At 39.3% G+C, this 16,894-nt stretch carries 16 protein-coding genes; 8 read left to right on the forward strand and 8 right to left on the reverse strand.

Translation table 11 applies throughout. The annotated features are described in order from the left end of the window. Nucleotides 1–39: 39 nt before the first annotated feature. Complete coding sequence (locus IAG46_RS05560) at nucleotides 40–2,553, forward strand: M14 metallopeptidase family protein (protein ID WP_190809318.1); 2,514 nt, start codon at nucleotides 40–42, stop codon at nucleotides 2,551–2,553. 8 nt (nucleotides 2,554–2,561) lie between these two features. Beyond that, nucleotides 2,562–4,139, forward strand: a complete 1,578-nt coding sequence (locus tag IAG46_RS05565) for an amidohydrolase family protein (RefSeq protein WP_190809319.1) — start codon at nucleotides 2,562–2,564, stop codon at nucleotides 4,137–4,139. Nucleotides 4,140–4,323: 184 nt separating this feature from the next. Here IAG46_RS05565 and IAG46_RS05570 read toward each other — a convergent pair whose 3' ends face one another. Beyond that, nucleotides 4,324–4,560 carry a hypothetical protein gene (locus IAG46_RS05570; protein ID WP_190809320.1) on the reverse strand — a complete coding sequence of 79 codons (237 nt, stop codon included), beginning with the start codon at nucleotides 4,558–4,560 and terminating at the stop codon, nucleotides 4,324–4,326. A gap of 325 nt (nucleotides 4,561–4,885) precedes the next feature. Here IAG46_RS05570 and IAG46_RS05575 point away from each other — a divergent pair, with 325 nt between their 5' ends. Together IAG46_RS05575 and msrA are read left to right on the forward strand one after the other, a co-directional pair. Further along, complete coding sequence (locus IAG46_RS05575; protein ID WP_190809321.1) at nucleotides 4,886–5,569, forward strand: metal-dependent hydrolase; 684 nt, start codon at nucleotides 4,886–4,888, stop codon at nucleotides 5,567–5,569. A gap of 64 nt (nucleotides 5,570–5,633) precedes the next feature. Continuing rightward, a complete protein-coding gene (gene msrA / locus IAG46_RS05580; protein ID WP_368668166.1) occupies nucleotides 5,634–6,308 on the forward strand; it encodes a peptide-methionine (S)-S-oxide reductase MsrA in 675 nt (224 codons plus the stop codon). Between the two features lie 86 nt (nucleotides 6,309–6,394). On the opposite strand, the gene IAG46_RS05585 is transcribed toward msrA, so the two are convergent. From IAG46_RS05585 to IAG46_RS05595, 3 genes are read right to left on the reverse strand one after another with little or no spacing between them, the layout of a single operon-like run. Further along, the gene (locus IAG46_RS05585) at nucleotides 6,395–7,873 is read right to left on the reverse strand and encodes a hypothetical protein (protein WP_190809322.1); all 1,479 of its coding nucleotides are present in this window, start codon (nucleotides 7,871–7,873) and stop codon (nucleotides 6,395–6,397) included. Then, on the reverse strand, nucleotides 7,845–8,462 hold the full coding sequence (locus tag IAG46_RS05590; protein ID WP_190809323.1) for a hypothetical protein: 618 nt from the start codon (nucleotides 8,460–8,462) through the stop codon (nucleotides 7,845–7,847). The genes IAG46_RS05585 and IAG46_RS05590 overlap by 29 nt, the downstream gene beginning before the upstream one ends. Beyond that, nucleotides 8,446–8,988, reverse strand: a complete 543-nt coding sequence (locus IAG46_RS05595; RefSeq protein WP_190809324.1) for an RNA polymerase sigma factor — start codon at nucleotides 8,986–8,988, stop codon at nucleotides 8,446–8,448. The genes IAG46_RS05590 and IAG46_RS05595 overlap by 17 nt, the downstream gene beginning before the upstream one ends. A 205-nt stretch (nucleotides 8,989–9,193) precedes the next feature. On the opposite strand from IAG46_RS05595, the gene meaB reads away from it, so the two are divergent. Genes meaB through IAG46_RS05610 form a run of 3 tightly spaced genes read left to right on the forward strand, consistent with a single transcriptional unit; the run spans nucleotide 9,194 to nucleotide 12,087 of the window. Then, nucleotides 9,194–10,237 carry a methylmalonyl Co-A mutase-associated GTPase MeaB gene (meaB, locus tag IAG46_RS05600; RefSeq protein WP_190809325.1) on the forward strand — a complete coding sequence of 348 codons (1,044 nt, stop codon included), beginning with the start codon at nucleotides 9,194–9,196 and terminating at the stop codon, nucleotides 10,235–10,237. Nucleotides 10,238–10,271: 34 nt separating this feature from the next. Continuing rightward, nucleotides 10,272–11,234, forward strand: a complete 963-nt coding sequence (locus IAG46_RS05605; protein ID WP_190809326.1) for a glycosyltransferase family 2 protein — start codon at nucleotides 10,272–10,274, stop codon at nucleotides 11,232–11,234. Continuing rightward, a complete protein-coding gene (locus tag IAG46_RS05610) occupies nucleotides 11,215–12,087 on the forward strand; it encodes a lysylphosphatidylglycerol synthase transmembrane domain-containing protein (protein ID WP_190809327.1) in 873 nt (290 codons plus the stop codon). Before IAG46_RS05605 ends, IAG46_RS05610 begins: the two co-directional genes overlap by 20 nt. On the opposite strand, the gene IAG46_RS05615 is transcribed toward IAG46_RS05610, so the two are convergent. Genes IAG46_RS05615 through IAG46_RS05630 form a run of 4 tightly spaced genes read right to left on the reverse strand, consistent with a single transcriptional unit; the run spans nucleotide 12,084 to nucleotide 15,934 of the window. Next, entirely contained in the window at nucleotides 12,084–13,742 is a 1,659-nt protein-coding gene (locus IAG46_RS05615) for a glycosyltransferase family 39 protein (RefSeq protein ID WP_190809328.1), read from the reverse strand. The two genes, IAG46_RS05610 and IAG46_RS05615, sit on opposite strands and share 4 nt — an antisense overlap. After that, nucleotides 13,739–14,308 (reverse strand): phosphatase PAP2 family protein, encoded by a 570-nt coding sequence (locus IAG46_RS05620; protein ID WP_190809329.1) that lies wholly within the window; start codon nucleotides 14,306–14,308, stop codon nucleotides 13,739–13,741. Before IAG46_RS05620 ends, IAG46_RS05615 begins: the two co-directional genes overlap by 4 nt. Beyond that, nucleotides 14,308–14,535 (reverse strand): hypothetical protein, encoded by a 228-nt coding sequence (locus IAG46_RS05625; protein ID WP_190809330.1) that lies wholly within the window; start codon nucleotides 14,533–14,535, stop codon nucleotides 14,308–14,310. The genes IAG46_RS05620 and IAG46_RS05625 overlap by 1 nt, the downstream gene beginning before the upstream one ends. A gap of 7 nt (nucleotides 14,536–14,542) precedes the next feature. Further along, complete coding sequence (locus IAG46_RS05630) at nucleotides 14,543–15,934, reverse strand: MATE family efflux transporter (protein ID WP_190809331.1); 1,392 nt, start codon at nucleotides 15,932–15,934, stop codon at nucleotides 14,543–14,545. A gap of 251 nt (nucleotides 15,935–16,185) precedes the next feature. On the opposite strand from IAG46_RS05630, the gene IAG46_RS05635 reads away from it, so the two are divergent. Beyond that, on the forward strand, nucleotides 16,186–16,725 hold the full coding sequence (locus IAG46_RS05635) for a dihydrofolate reductase family protein (protein WP_190809332.1): 540 nt from the start codon (nucleotides 16,186–16,188) through the stop codon (nucleotides 16,723–16,725). Nucleotides 16,726–16,894 lie beyond the last annotated feature (169 nt).

Below are 16,894 nucleotides of genomic sequence, written 5' to 3' on the forward strand. Positions count from 1 at the left end.
CTTTTCCTATCTTTAACCGACTAACAAATTTTTCATCTAATGCTCAAAAAACTGCTTTTGGCAGCACTATTTCTAAGTGCTCCACTTTCCGCACAAGATTATTTCTATAAAAAATTCCACCCTTTTAATTCAAACATTCCTTCTCCCCAAGAATTCTTGGGCCATGGTATTGGTGAAAAGCACACGCGACATGATTTAATCGTCAGTTACCTCACCAAGCTTTCAGAACTTTCAGATAGAGCCAGTATTCATGAATATGGAAGAACACATGAAGGAAGAAAACTGGTCATTTTAACAGTCACAACACCAGAAAACCTAAAAAATTTAGGTCAATTAAAAGCAAGGCACCTTCAATTCACGGATCCATCACAAAATCCGACCAATTATGACGAAACACCCATTTTTGTCAATTTGGGTTACAATGTCCACGGTAATGAACCTTCTAGTTCTGAAGCTGCAATGCTCACTGCATATACATTGGTAGCTTCGAACAATCCAGAGGTACTAAATTATTTGAACAAAGGTGTAATTTTCATTGACCCGACCATAAATCCGGATGGCAGGGATAGGCATACCCATTGGGCAAATATGTACCAAGGAAATCCTTTGGTTGCAGACCCGCAAGACGCCGAACATAACGAGTATTGGCCAAGAGGAAGAACCAACCATTATTGGTTCGATTTAAACCGTGACTGGCTATTGGGAATAAATCCAGAAAGCCGAGGCAAATTGGCATGGTATCACGAGTGGTATCCCAATGTTGTGACTGACTTTCATGAAATGGGCACACAAAGCTCGTACTTCTTTGAACCAATGAAGGACAATGGATCCTTGAACCCTATCATGCCTAAAGAAAACTATATTGACCTCAACAACCTGTTCGGAGATTACTTTGCAAAGGCATTGGATAGCATTGGGTCGTTTTACTTTACCAAAGAAGCGTTTGATGGCACCTATCCTGGTTATGGCTCTTCTTACCCTGATCTTCAAGGTGGTTTGGGGTTATTGTTCGAGCAAGCAAGTTCACGGGGGCATAAACAGACCACAGATTTCGGTGAAATCACTTTTCAATTTACCATTCGAAATCAGTATTTGTCCAGCATCACCACAATAAAGGCAGCAGTTGAAAATAAGGCCCTATTAAGAAAATATCAGCAAGATTTCTTTAAAAGCGCGTTAGGGAATGCCTCCAAAAGTAGAATAAGAGGTTATTCCTTTAGAGACAATCACGATCCAAATCGGGTAAAAGCTTTTATTGACAAGTTATTGCTGCACAAAATTGACGTGTACAAATCTGGAAACGAATTTGTAGTACCAACAAGGCAACCGCAGTATCGGATGGTTCAGAGCATGTTCGAAACCTATGAAAAATATCGTGACAGTGTCTATTACGATGCCTCCGCCTGGTCTGTGGCCAATTTTTACAATATGAAGTACAAACCGGTGACCTCCCTAAATCTTGGTGAGAAAATCACATCGGTCGACAATTTGGTGAAACCGATATCGGTTCAAAAGTCCAACTATGCCTACATCATCGATTATGACGATTACAATGCAGTAGCAGCTTTGAACTATCTGCAATCCAAAGGATTGGTGGTTTCTAGCTCGTTTAAACCCTTTACCGCCAAAACCAATTCAGGAAACAAGAGTTTTAACTACGGTGCATTGGTGGTTCCTGTAAGTCTTCAAAAAAAGAACGTGGATGAAGTCTTCAAAAGAGTCCAAGAAGCACAGCAGAAATTCCAGGTCCCCGTATTTGCAACCAATTCTGGCTATAACATAAAGGGTATTGATTTGGGAAGTAGATATGTTTCCGCTGTAAAAAAACCAAAGGCTGCCATGATCATTGGTAACGGTATCCGCTCTTATGAAGCAGGAGAAGTTTGGCATTTGTTAGATACCAGAGTACACATGCCCATTACCAAAATCCCGATGAGAAATCTCGGTTGGGTCAATCTGGATAAATATAATACGTTGGTGATGGTTTCAGGTAGTTATGATTTCAACAAAAAACAGCAAGAAAAGATAAAAACATGGGTAGGTAAGGGCAATACTTTGATTACCATAGGAACCGTATCCAAATGGGTTATCGATAAAAAATTGATCGAAGAAAAACTGACCGAAAAAGAAAAGGATACCACTGAGGTCACTCAAAGAAAACCCTATGTTAATGCTCCTGAAAATTTGGGTAAGGAAAGAGTCGGCGGGGTAATTTTAAAAGTTGATTTGGATATAACCCATCCACTAGCCTTTGGCTATCGGGATGATTCAATTCCGGTGTATAAAAACAATACCGTTTGGCTTTCTCCCAGTAAAAATGCATATGCCACGGTGGCCAAATATGCCAAAAACCCTCATATCGATGGTTTTCTCACTAAGAAAAACATGGAGGAAAAGCTCAAACCTTCTGCATCACTTATTGTTAGTAAGTTGGGAAGTGGCAGAGTGGTACTCTTTGCGGACAATCCCAATTTTAGGGGGTCGTGGTATGGCACCAATAGATTGTTCTTAAATGCCTTGTTTTTAGGTGATAAAATTAGAATTCCAGAATAACCAGCATTATGAAAAAACTATTATTCCTTGTAGTCTTGTTCCAATTATCTTTTGGTTTTGGGCAAGAAAACCTTAGTGAAGGACCATTTTCTCAACTCATTATTAGAGGAGTAACATTGATCAATGGAAATGGAGCCCCTCCCCGTGGACCAGTGGACATTGTGGTAGAGAAAAACAAAATCACGAAAATTCAAGTAGTGGGCTATCCAGGAGTCAAAATTGACAATTCCAAACGACCTCAACTCAAACCCGGTGGCAAAGAATTGAATTGCGAAGGTATGTACCTTCTTCCTGGATTTGTTGATATGCATGGGCATATTGGTGGCATTGGGCAAGGTGCAGAGGCCGATTATGTGTTCAAACTATGGATGGCGCATGGCATTACCACAGTCAGGGAACCTGCTGGGCGCGGTGTGGACTGGACATTGGACTTGAAACGACAAAGTAAAAAAAATGAGATTATCGCACCCAGAATATTGGCTTATACAGCCTTTGGACAAAAATCAAGCGGTTTTAATCCCTTGAACGATGCCCCAATCAGTACACCTGAACAAGCCAGAAAATGGGTTCGTGCCAATGCCGAACGTGGAGCCGATGGTATTAAATTCTTTGGCGCCCCTCCGGAAATTATGGCGGCAGCTTTGGATGAAAATAAAAAATTAGGTTTGCGTTCTGCCTGTCACCATGCACAATTGGATGTCGCCCGATGGAACGTATTGCACTCCGCACGGGCCGGATTGACCAGCATGGAGCACTGGTATGGGCTTCCAGAAGCGTTATTTGAAGATAGAACGGTACAAGATTATCCCTTGGATTACAACTATCAAAATGAACAGCATCGGTTTGAAGAAGCCGGCAAACTGTGGAAACAGGCCGCTAAACCATATTCCGAACACTGGAACAAGGTCATGGATGAATTGATCAGTCTGGATTTCACTTTGGACCCCACGTTCAATATTTATGAAGCAAGTCGGGATTTGCACAGAGCACGGCGCGCTGAATGGCATGAAGATTACACCTTACCTTCTTTATGGGATTTCTATCAGCCCAGCAAAATTTCGCATGGTTCCTATTGGCACGACTGGGGCACAGAACAAGAAGTGGCTTGGCGTGAGAATTACAAATTATGGATGACTTTTGTAAACGAATACAAGAACAGAGGAGGCAGAGTGACAACAGGGTCAGATTCTGGGTTTATATTTCAATTGTATGGCTTCGCCTATATCCGGGAGATGGAACTTTTAAGAGAGGCTGGTTTTCATCCCTTGGAAATCATTCGTTCAGCCACATTAAATGGCGCTGAGGCATTGGGAATGGATAATAAAATTGGTACAGTAGCGGTCGGCAAGCTTGCCGACTTTGTAGTCGTTTCCGAAAACCCACTAAAAAACCTCAAGGTACTTTATGGTACCGGAGCAATCAAACTAACGGATGACAATGAGGTTGTCCGCGTGGGAGGTGTCACCTATACCATTAAAGATGGAATTATTTATGACGCGAAGGCACTTTTGCAGGACGTAAAGAAAACAGTACAGCAACAGAAACAAAAATTAAACTACAAAATAAAGCAACCGGGATCAGAATAGTTGATATCATAACAAAAGGTTTGGGATTAAATTTGAGGTTTGGGGTGTAAAGTTGTATAGCCAATAATTTTTTTGACCTATTCACGCGGATTTTGTTTTTTTCGCAACGAGAAAGCAATCGAAGCAATAACAAATGCCGTGCTAAAGAATACTGCAAGCGGTATGGCAATTCCCATAATCATGATTAAGCTAATTTAGATTTGTTTCTTTTTGTTCTAAAAGAAAGCTCTTTTTTAATTCTAGAGTTTTTGAATTTGTACAATCTAGCAACTTTGATTTCCTTTTTGGTCTCTTCTTGAATCGTAATATCCAATTCAACACCAACAGTTGTAGTTTCAATTTTCACTTCTTTAGAAGCGTCTTGGGCCATTGCTAAAGTTCCGAAGAAGATTACTGCGATAAGGGTTAAAATTGCTTTCATGACTTGGGTTGTTTTTACATTGTAAATCTACCCTCGTCCGGTACCTGACCCGGATTTATCTCGCTTAACGCCCTTTTTTTTTCGGTGTGGGAACTTTTTTCGGCTGAAGTGCATTTTATCCTCGATAAACGTTTTTAGGATAAAAAACATGCTGTCGATTCCACGTGCATTTCATCGATTTTTGCAGCACTGGCCTTTGATACAGCTTGTGCATTTGGTCTGGTTTTTTGGTAAGGACATCGACTGAACATTTTGTTTTGAACCTATAGATTTTATAACTTCAATACATTTTCCGTCACATTGGAACATTTTTAAACCACAAATCATGAAAATTACGTTCTTGGGTCATGCCACCCTTTTTATCGAAACAGAAAACACCAAGCTAATTGTAGATCCTTTTATCAGTGGAAACAGTTTGGCAGCTCATATTGATATGAATGCGTTAAAGGCGGACTATATTCTAATTACCCATGGGCATCAAGATCACGTCTTGGATGTAGAAACTATTGCCAAAAACAACCCAGAGGCGCTTTTAATCTCTAACTATGAAATTGTGGAGTGGTTTAGCACCAAGGGAATAAATGGTCACCCGTTGAACCATGGCGGAAAGTTTAAATTCGATTTTGGAACTCTAAAATATGTAAATGCCATACATTCCAGCATACTACCCGATGGTTCCTATGGTGGAAATCCAGGTGGATTTGTATTGACAACTCCTTCCAAATGTGTTTACATAGCCGGAGATACCGCATTGACCCTTGATATGAAATTGATTCCTGAAACCTGTCCCCCATTGGATTTGGCCATATTTCCTATCGGAGACAATTTCACCATGGGTTATGAAGATGCCTCAATTGCCAGTGATTTTGTGAATTGCAGCAAGGTGCTGGGTTATCATTATGACACCTTCCCTCCTATTAAGCTGGACAGAGCCAAAGCACAATCCCATTTTAGATCCAAAGGAAAGGAGTTGATATTGTTGGATATAGGGTCCGCCATATCTATTTGATAAAATTATTTTTCCTAGTAGTAATACATTATATTTCCATGCGACAAAGCATAAAAACAAAGTAGTGAGAAGCTTATTTATACTGTTGATTTTATCCACATCCTTCGGATGTCAATCCAAAACTCCCAAAGTTCAACCAACGGTTGCCGAACATAAACCTGTAGAAAAGGTAATTCTGTCTTCAGAAGAACTGCAAGAATATGAAACCGCTTACTTTGCCAGCGGCTGTTTTTGGTGTGTTGAAGCCATTTTTGAAAGCGTAAAAGGGGTTAAAGAGGTATATTCTGGCTACTCCGGAGGGCCGGAAAAGAACCCTACCTATCAAGATGTAGCTTATGGAAAAACAGGACATGCAGAGGCTGTAGAGGTATTTTATGATCCAGAGGTAATTTCCTTTACTCAGTTGGTCCAGGTATTCTTTGGTTCTCACGATCCTACTTCGTTGAACCGACAAGGACCAGATCGTGGTGCACAATATCGTTCGGTAGCTTTTTATAAAAATGATGCGCAAAAGAAAATCATCACGGATTATATCTCCCTTCTAGAATCCAAAAATGTTTATGATAGGCCCATTGTGACTCAGGTGACAGCATTTGATGTTTTTTATAAGGCAGAGGAATATCATCAGGATTACGAAAGAAAAAATCCTTATAATTCCTATATCAGAAATGTATCAATACCTCGATTGAATCGATTTAAAGAAAATTTCAAGTCGTATGTAAAGGAAAAATCACACTAAAGTGTGATGGATTAAGAAAGCTACTTGAGGAGTAATTTGTAGGAAGAAAGAAAAGTTAATGGGACTTACATACTGGCATAATTGTGCTATTCTTTCAATACCACCTCGCTGTACTTGGAGTTTATATTGACCGATTTATTGGTTTTATCGTTGATATGGAATCCTTTATGTACGTTGGTACCATAATTTTTAGATGATTCAATGGTCATAACTTCAGGAAAACTAATATCCGAAGAGGTTTCCTTCACATAAATGGAAAAAGCTGTTGTGGGGATTACAAAATCCAGTTCTCCGTTCTCAACAGTAATATCAACATTGGAAAAATTATCAGAAACCGAGTTTATTCGAAGGTCTCCCAGACTATTGATAATATAGACCTTATCCATCAAACGGTCTATGGTTACGTTGGACGAAACAGAATTCAAGGTCAATTCTCCCACCTCTTTTAAATCAATATGATCCGAGTAATCGGCCTTTAATTGTCCATAATTCCATTTTTGGACGACCACCGGGGAATAGGAGGCCCGTATATCTGTCCGGTCCCCATCAATGGTAGAGGCAAGCAAGCTTGCATAAGACAAGCTTGCTTTTATATTTTTAGTATTTGCTGCCAACTTTACCTCACCGTGCCTAACGTTCATTTTAAGCTTAACGGATTTGGGCATTTTGATCTTGATATGCTTTTTAACCTTATATTTTTTATGCTCTCCATCGGAAGAAAAATAAAATATATTGGAATCGTCCCCGCTTTGCAGTCTAAATACCCTATTCTCTCTAAGCCTAACACGTTCTCTATTTCTTTCCCCACGAAGTTCATCACGTTCTGCCCTAAGTTCGTCGCGTTGTGCACGAGCTTCATTCCTCAAGGCACGAGCTTCCTCTCTCATTCTTTCGCGCTCTTCCAAAAGTTTTTCTCGCTGCCCCTCACGTTCTTCGGTCATTTTTTCCATTTTTTTGCTCCATTCTTCAAAGCGCTTGTGATACTTCTTATCAAAGTTCTTGTCAAATTCCTTCTTCCATTGTTTTAGGTATTTATCCCCATCTTTTTTATAGGAATCGTAGTCAAAATTGATATGTGGAATAGGTGGTAATGGTGGCATCTCGGGAATTACCATTATTTCTGGCATTTCTGGCATTTCTGGCATTTCCGGAAGTTCTGGAATCACCATGTTCTCCATAAGTGGTGCAACAAAGGATACATCTGGTACTACGAAGTCAAAATCGTGCTCCAACATATCGCCAGAAAAGACACTAAAACTGTTGCCCACCGTTTTAATCTGGATTTCCTTGCTGTTGCCTAGGATTTTCACAACGTCTCTTTCAAAATAAGTCTTGGCCTCCTCTTCTGTAGCTCCTTCAAGCTCAACGGTGGCGATAATTTCTACTTGGTCTTTGTCCCAAGTTTCAAATTCAATGTCGGCATGACTGGTATCGATGTTCAAAACCGTCTCCTTGTCCACATTAAAGGTCTCTTTGTACGTTTTCGATTTTTCCTGAGCCTGACAGACAATTCCGATCAGACCGAAAAGAAAAACACTAAACAATATTTGCGGGTTCCTGTTCATTTTTTGATGATTTTAATTGATTTAACTTTGATTTTAATTTTTGTAATAATTGTAATCGTAACTGTAGGTTTTGGATCAAGGCGTTTATAGTATCGTCATTGGGTCCAATATCATTGAGTTCAACCGTAAGTCTTCTGTATTCCTTGTCCAATTCCGAAAGTCGCAGCATATAGCTATCAATAATAGCTTTATTGTTTCCAGTAAATTCCAAATCCGAAAGTTGAAGGTTGATGTTGGTTACGTAATAGCTCTCCACCTTTTTCAAATCGGGTGAAAGGTCACCCAATGAAATGCCCGTGCGTTGTTCACTAGTATTTTGGATATCGGCAATTTCCACTTTGGGTTCCTCTGTGCCAGTTTTGCCATAGATAAAATAAGCTGCCAAACCTAACAACACAACCGCTGATGCTGCAATCCGAAGCCAGAAGAATGACTTAACCCTGGTTTTAGATTTAGATTCAACTTCCCCTTTACCCAGTGGGATCTTTTCCTCCAATTTGGATAAAAACCGAGCCTCGTGCCCTGCTTTCATCACTTTTTTATCTTGCTCTCTCTCTTTTGCGAACAATTCTCTAAGATCCTGTGCCATAAGTTCTGTCCTTTAATGATTCTTTTAATTGCATTTTACCACGTAACAATCGGGTTCTGGAGGCGGTCTCCGAAATTCCTAATATTCCTGAAATTTCATTGTGGTCATATCCCTCGACCAGAAATAATTGCACCACATATCTATATTTTTCCGAGAGGTTCTCAATGGCCTCTTTAACTTTATCCAATGAAATTCCTTCCTCTACCGTCCAATCATCATCATCTACCACATGAATATGTCCTTCGTTTAATTCTACCGTTTTTTGGTGTTTCGACTTTAAAAAATCGATACTTCCATTTATTACAATTCTTTTCAACCAGGCCCCAAACGTAACCTCTCCCTTAAATTGATCTATTCGTTGAAAAGCTTTTATAAAAGCATCCTGCAATACGTCCTCTGCGTCATGCGGATTTTTCAGAAAACGTAGGGCCACGCCATACATACCATCACAATATTGCTTGTAAAGCTTTAATTGTGCCTGGCGATCGTTGGCCTTGCATTTTTCTACCAGTTCAATCTGAAACATGGTCGGTTTTGGTGTTTGGTATTCTAGCTGTTCAAGTTAAGGACGAAATAAAAAAGGGAGCGTTGCAAAATAGTCTCAATTTTGGTCTTTTTTAACATATAAATGCTAAAAAAGGCTGCATTCATATTACCATATCCTGATAAAATGTATTCCAAAAACCCATCAAAACTTTATACCTTAGTGCTCAACAATAGTAATTATCGCCTTGGCAAACGAACAACATATTTCTTCCCAAGTTTCCAAAATTAAAAAGCTTCGAAAGCAAGATATCCCAGCGGAGCAGATGCTAGAAGGTGTTTTTAAGGGTGACAAAGCATATCTAGCCAAGGCAATAACGCTTATTGAAAGTTCAAATCCCGAACATTTTGAAAAGGCCAATTCACTTATTGAGCAATGTCTCGCCAAATCCAATGATAGTGTCCGAATTGGAATTACAGGGGTTCCAGGAGTAGGAAAGAGCTCCTTTATTGAGGTTTTCGGTAAAACTTTGACCCAATTGGGAAAAAAAGTAGCTGTTTTGGCTGTGGATCCGACAAGTACGTTGAGCAAGGGAAGCATTTTGGGTGACAAAACCCGGATGCAAGGCCTTTCTAAAGATCCAAATGCTTTTATACGACCCTCACCTTCCGGTGAATCGTTGGGCGGTGTCGCTCAAAAGACAAGGGAAAGTATTATTCTCTGTGAGGCCGCTGGTTATGATATTATTTTAGTGGAAACCGTTGGTGTAGGCCAAAGTGAAACCATGGTGCACAGCATGGTCGATTTCTTTCTATTGTTAAAACTTTCCGGTGCGGGGGATGAATTACAAGGTATTAAACGAGGCATTATGGAAATGGCCGATGCCATTGCCATCAACAAATCGGATGGTGGCAACCTCGAAAAGGCCAAACTAGCAGAAGTTGAGTTTTCAAGAGCGCTTCACCTGTATCCGCCCAAAGAAAATGGATGGACACCAAAGGTACTTCGTTGTTCGGCTGTTGAACAGACCGGAATCGTTGAGATATGGGAAATGATAGAAAACTTTGTATATCAGGGTAAAAAGAGTGGACATTTTGAAAGTAATCGGAAAAATCAAAACAAAAACTGGTTCATTCAAACCGTGGATGAACGATTAAAACAATATTTCCATCAGAAACAGTCCTTTAAAAAAGTTCAGGAAGAAATGTTGAAGGCGGTCGAAGAACATAAAATATCCCCGTTTTATGCGGCAAAAAAGCTATTGGAAAACATAACTGGGGAACTTAAATAAAAGAAGTAAATTTGCCCAGATCATAAGCCAATACATGAGCACTGTCACCGATTCCCTACTATCCATTGTGGTTCCATTGTACAACGAAGAGGACAATGTGGTCTTGTTGACCGAAAAAATTCATGAGAATTTAGAAGGTTACAACTACCAAATCGTTTATGTCGATGATTTTTCCACTGACAATACCAGAAAAGTGGTCAAAGATATGGATGATCACAAAGTCCATTTGATAGAGCTTAAAAAGAATTATGGCCAGAGTTTGGCCTTGGCAGCTGGAATCGATTATGCAGAAGGTGAATACATTATTACCATGGATGGTGATTTGCAGAACGACCCTTCGGATATTCCGCAAATGTTGGGGCATGCGGTTACCGAGGAGTATGATGTTGTAACAGGAATCCGGCAAAAACGGAAAGATTCACTTGTAAAAAAAATACCTTCAAAAATTGCCAACTTTTTGGTGCGAAGGGTGACCAAATTGGATATCAAGGATAACGGTTGTGCGCTAAAAGTTTTTACCAAAGACATTGCCAAAGGGTTAAATCTGTATGGCGAAATGCACCGTTTTATTACCCTTTTGGCCTATTTGGAAGGTGGGCAGATAAAGCAAGTGCCCGTTAAGCACCATGCGCGACATGCTGGGGTTTCAAAATATGGGTTGGAGCGAGTTTTTAAGGTCGTAGCCGATATGATGCTTTTGCTTTTTATTCGAAAGTATTTTCAACGACCCATCCATCTTTTTGGAATTTTTGGTGTACTCCTTATCATACTCGGTTTTTTCATTAATATTTATTTATTGATTGTAAAACTAGGCTTCGGAGAGGATATTGGAAGCAGACCATTGTTGATTTTTGGAATGATGTTCATTCTGGGTGGAATTCAATTGTTTACCATTGGTATTGTGATGGAATTGCTCATCAGAACCTACTATGAATCGCAACAAAAAAGACCGTATCGCGTAAAAAAAATAACCATCGGTGACGGAAAAGCTGCGTAAAAGATTAATTACAGCATTAAAGATTGTTGTCAGTGCAGCGCTGATCTACTTTATTTTTACCAAAATTCAGTTTCAGGATGTTGTAAAAACCCTGAAGGACAGTAATCCACTTTATCTGGTTCTAGGTGTTTTACTTGTGGTGCTGTCCAAGGTTTTGGCAGCTTTTAGACTTAATCTCTATTTTCATCAAATCGAAGTTAAAATATCCCAGTTGAGCAACCTAAAATTATACCTGCTTGGGATGTTCTACAATCTATTTTTACCGGGCGGAATTGGTGGCGATGCGTACAAGGGCTACGTTATTCAAAAGAAATACCAATCCGGCACCAAAAAAGTGGTTTCTGTTCTGCTGCTTGACCGATTAAGCGGGATGTTGTTGATTTTTATCTATGCCTGTATTTTGGCCCTAATGCTTGAGCAATCGATTTTTAAAACTTATAACTGGGTCTTTGCTACCGGAATTCCTTTGAGCATAGTGGTTTTTTGGTGGCTCAATAAGCGGTTTTTCTCGTATGCGTTGCCCATTTATTGGAAATCTTTAGTCTATTCGGCATTTATACAGTTATCACAACTCATTTGTATTCTTTGCATACTGAAATCACTTTCAATTGACCTTCAAACGGTGGAATATTTGTTCATCTTTTTGGTATCTTCCATTGTATCGGTCATACCGCTGACCATAGGTGGTATTGGAAGCAGGGAAGTCACTTTTTTGTATGGAGCAAAATGGTTGGAATTGGATGCTAGTTCGTCAATAAGCATCAGTTTTGTCTTCTTCCTGATAACTGCGTTGATATCGCTTTTCGGGATAGTTTACCACTTTAAAAAGCCAAAATTGGAAACGGTAAATTAATCTAAATGCACCAAATGCATTTTGTTGAGTTTATCGCGACGGGTCAATGGGTTTAGAAATTTCAATTGCAATCTAGTGATTCGAAATTGATCAACGGTAATTTCATCGTGCCAATGATACCCGGCATTTCTTAATTTTTGCAATTCTTCATTGGTAGCGTACACCCATGCCTTGGGTTTGTTTTCCAAATCGGAAACCGAAATGATATTGACCGGGTTTTGATTATAAAAATCTAGAGCCCAGGTATGCCTATCGGAAATCTTGTAAATATCATCGGTTGGAATGTTGTGCTCCATGACTTTTTCGGCCATGGTAGAACCTGCTTGATATTCTAAAAGTGATGGGTAAAAGTGTAGATTCAACACCACATTCAATAAAATTGAACTGTAGGCGGACAATGTAATGATCCTCTTAAAATATTCTTCTCGTTTAAGACAAAAATGGCATATCACCATAAACAAGATCAGTAACATTAAATAGTATTGAACACCATTAAAATCGAAAACATAAAAACATGCCAACAATGTAAATATGAATACCAAACTGAGGATGAAATATTGAACCCCAAGAAGAACTTTCAACGTCTTCTTCTTGGATTTCTCATATACCTTGATCAGGTATGCCGCTGTTAGTACGGAATATAACGGGATAAGAATGTTTATATAATGTGGAAGCTTGAACTGGGCCAGGCTAATAAGAAAGAATAGAATGGTGATGGCTCCAACGGTCAAAAATTCCGTATTAGGTTTATAGGCAAGTTTCGTTTTCCAAAATGTTTTTACCTGTGTCCAATAAGCTAATAACGCAATCACGGTCCACGGAAGAAAAACCCATAGAAATGTGTGGAAAAAGAAAAAGAAATCGCTGCTATTTTTTCCCACTCCCTGACCGCTCATTCTTTCGAAGCTCTGCTCCCAAAGAATAAAAAATATCCCACTTCTATTATCTCTACCTCTGATAATCTTTTCTGGATGTAAATCAAATTGAAGGTAATAGGCGTACAACATTGGGGTAATGGTCAAACCAAAAACCAGCACGGCTAGAAATACCTTCCAGCTCCATAAACTTTTCCATTTTTTGGTGTATGCCAAATGGCATAAAATTGAAACACCAATGACCACCAATGCAATCTGTCCTTTGGTGGAAAATGCCAGTCCCGCCCCTAGGGCTCCCCACAAAATATTATGAAGTTTATTTTTTTCAATATATGAGGCCAATTGCCAAATAGAAAAGATGGTGAATCCGGTTAATACCGCATCAGTTCTTACATCAATATTACTGAGGACAATGGTTTGGGCGGTCATAAAAACAAGTGCAGAAAGCTTGCCCACATCCTTGCTGTAAAGCAATTTTCCAAGTCCAAAACAACTCCATGCCCCTAATAAGGCCACCAAAATTGCGGGAATCCGATATGCCCAATCGTAAATGCCAAAGATTTTAAAAGACAAGGCGGCCAACCAATAATGCATATGCGGCTTGTCCAAATATTCTTCGGTACCCTTGATCAGGGTAAAGAAATCATTTTCTTGTACCATACGCATGGCCATGACCGCAAATTGTGCCGAATCATTTTCGAAAAGGGTGACAAACATCCCGGCTACATACACCAGAACGACTAGGGAAAGTAAAAACCAATATCTGACCGATGATATCATGTTCCCAATTTTTGGAATGCAAATATAGCCAACCTGGCAAATACCCATCCAAAAAAGATTCCGACCAGCATTCCAGTCAAAACATCCAATGGGTAGTGTACTCCAATATATATTCTGCTGTAGGCGACAATACATGCCCAAATAACCAGAACCAATCCTATATATTTAACCTTTTTATGAAATAAAATTGCAAAAAAAGTGGCCGGACCGAAAGAGTTTGCTGCATGGGCAGAGAAATAACCGAATTTTCCTCCGCAATAACTTTTGACCAAACGCATGACCCCATTTACTTCTGGATCATGACATGGTCGCAAGCGACCAACACCATATTTAAAGAAATTGGACAGTTGATCGGTACAGGTAATCAATAAGGCGATGCTTACCAAAACAATTGCGGTTCCTTTTAATCCGAAGTTTTTATAGGTCAGGTACAATAGTAATGCATACAAGGGGGCAGAGTTTCGGGTCTTGGTCATAAACATCCAAAACGCATCCCAAGTTTGTGTTCCGAGTCCATTCAGAAACAAAAACATCTCTTGGTCCCACTGTATGAGTTCTTCGAGCATTAGTTATCGTATCGTGAAACTTCCCTATCGTAAAATGCGGTTGCCGCCTCAATCAGATTTTCTGCTTCTTCGGCCAATTCAGTTTCATCTTCCTTGGAAAATTCTTCCAACCATTCTACTTCATCATTTTCAAGATTGATAATGAAACGCGGGTATTCGGTATGTACTATAAAAATTGAGTTTGGATGATCTGTATTATCACCTAAAAGAAACTTGGGTAATTCCATGCTTAATCTATTCGATTCCTTCGGAATCTTGTTTGCTTTTAATTAGTTTTTTGGTCAGGTAATTAAATCGAATATACAACATTACCGCTGATGCTGTGAGCCCCAATAAAAGGCCCATCCATATACCTGTACTCTTCAATTCTGTGAACAACCCAAAATAATAGCAAATGGGAAAACCAATGAGCCAATAGGCAATAAAGGTTATTAAAGTGGGTATTTTCACATCTTGTAGTCCACGCAATGCTCCTAAAACAACAACCTGTATTCCATCTGAAATCTGGAAAAATGCTGCTACAAGTAATAATTTAGCCGCAATAATGATTACCTCCGTGTTATCCATTTGGTTCACCATGTCATCGACATCTAAATAGATGGTGGGCAACCAATGTCTTCCTAAAAGGAAAATGGCAGCAAATACAATCTCCAGCAATAATGTTAGGAAAAAAATTGATTCCGCTATTCTTCTTAAATCTTTAAAGTTTTGTAATCCTTTTTGGTTTCCTACCCGTACCATCGCAGCAACACTCAAACCCATTCCGACCATGAAGGTCATGCTGCTTAAGTTCAAGGCAATCTGGTTTGCAGCTTGGGCATTTTTTCCAAGCACTCCACTCAACCAAATAGCTGCAGTAAAAATGGCAACCTCAAAAAACATTTGAAGCGCTGATGGAAAGCCCAAACTAATAATCTTCCGCATTACCTTTTTCTCAATCAATCTAAAATTGAACTTGGTAATATAGGGCTGGAATTTCTCTTTTCGCTTCAACAAAAACCAGATATACGCCACCATAACAAATCGTGCAACCAGGGTTCCAATGGCCGCGCCAACAATGCCCAATTTTGGGAATCCGAACGACCCAAAAATCAGCAAGTAGTTGATTACGATATTGAGCACATTCGCCAGTACCGTAGCATACATGGGATATTTAGTTTGGGAAAGCCCTTCAGAAAACTGTTTAAACGCCTGAAACACAATCAAGGGCACCAATGAAAAGGCAACCAATTCCAAATATGGAATTGCCAATTCAACCACCTCGGCAGGTTGCTTCATATGATACATTAGCGGTTTGCAAAGCAAAATGATACCAAAAAGTGAAACTCCCAATATGGTGCAGAGGACCAATCCATGTTTTAACGCACTTTTCCCATTGGCCACATTGCCAGCGCCATCTGCTTCGGCAACCAAAGGGGTTATTGCCGTAGAAAATCCTATACCTAAAGACATGGCAATAAACACAAAACTATTTCCCAGGGATACAGCAGCAAGTTCTGCCGTACCCAATTGCCCTACCATAATGTTGTCCGCAAATGCTACAAAGGTATGCCCCAACATGCCCAAAATAACGGGATAAGCCAATCTTAAGTTATAGGAAAATTCTTTTATGTACCCCTGAAACAAAGCTAAAATTTAAGAAGCGTAAAGATAGTCAGTTGGAATGGTTAAACTTTTGGTTTTTTTCAATTCTTTATCTCCAAATTCATGAATTCACAATTCAAATCCATCAACTAGCCCTTGAATCTTAGGTGAAATTTCCCGAACTTCACTTACCTGTACTGAACTTGTTTCAGTATCGGTTGCTAAACAATCATTAAAACGATTTTTAGCGGAAGCGTTGGCATTCACATTGACAAAGAACACGAAAGAAAAAAATGAATAAAAAGAATAGTGTATTTATCGCAACAAGTTTAGACGGATACATCGCAGATAAAAATGGGGGAATTGATTGGCTTAATTCTATTCCAAATCAAGATAATGATGATATGGGATATGTGAATTTCACAAACGGAATTGACGCACTTGTGATGGGACGAACAACATTTGAAACTGTCCTCGGATTTGATGTCGACTGGCCATATAACAAACCTGTTTTCGTATTGAGTAATAAACTAAAAGAAATACCTGATTCCCATAAAGACAAAGCCTATTTGGTAAAAGGAACATTAACGGAAATTTTAGACCAAATTCACGAAAAAGGATATGAAAGATTATACATTGACGGAGGAACAACAATCAGGAATTTTCTAAAAGCGGACTTGATAGATGAAATGGTACTTACAACAATTCCTATTTTATTAGGTGGTGGTTCTTCCTTGTTTGCGGAACTGCCAAACGAACTGAATTTTGAACTGATTGGAACAAAAACGTTTCTGAATCAAATAACGCAGAATCATTATAAACGGAAAAAATAAAATACGAAATGCCAACAACGGTTATACTTCATTGCGACGGAATTTCCTAAACGGAAATTCTTATCTTGCAATGATGGCTAGGTTATCTCGGAATGTCCTAACGAACGATTCCGCAACGAAACCATAGCTCAACCGATACGTGCAAGCCTAAAAAATTTTGTTTTTATCG

It is taken from the genome of Flagellimonas sp. S3867 (assembly GCF_014698935.1).
In the GTDB taxonomy this organism is placed as follows: Bacteria; Bacteroidota; Bacteroidia; order Flavobacteriales; family Flavobacteriaceae; genus Flagellimonas.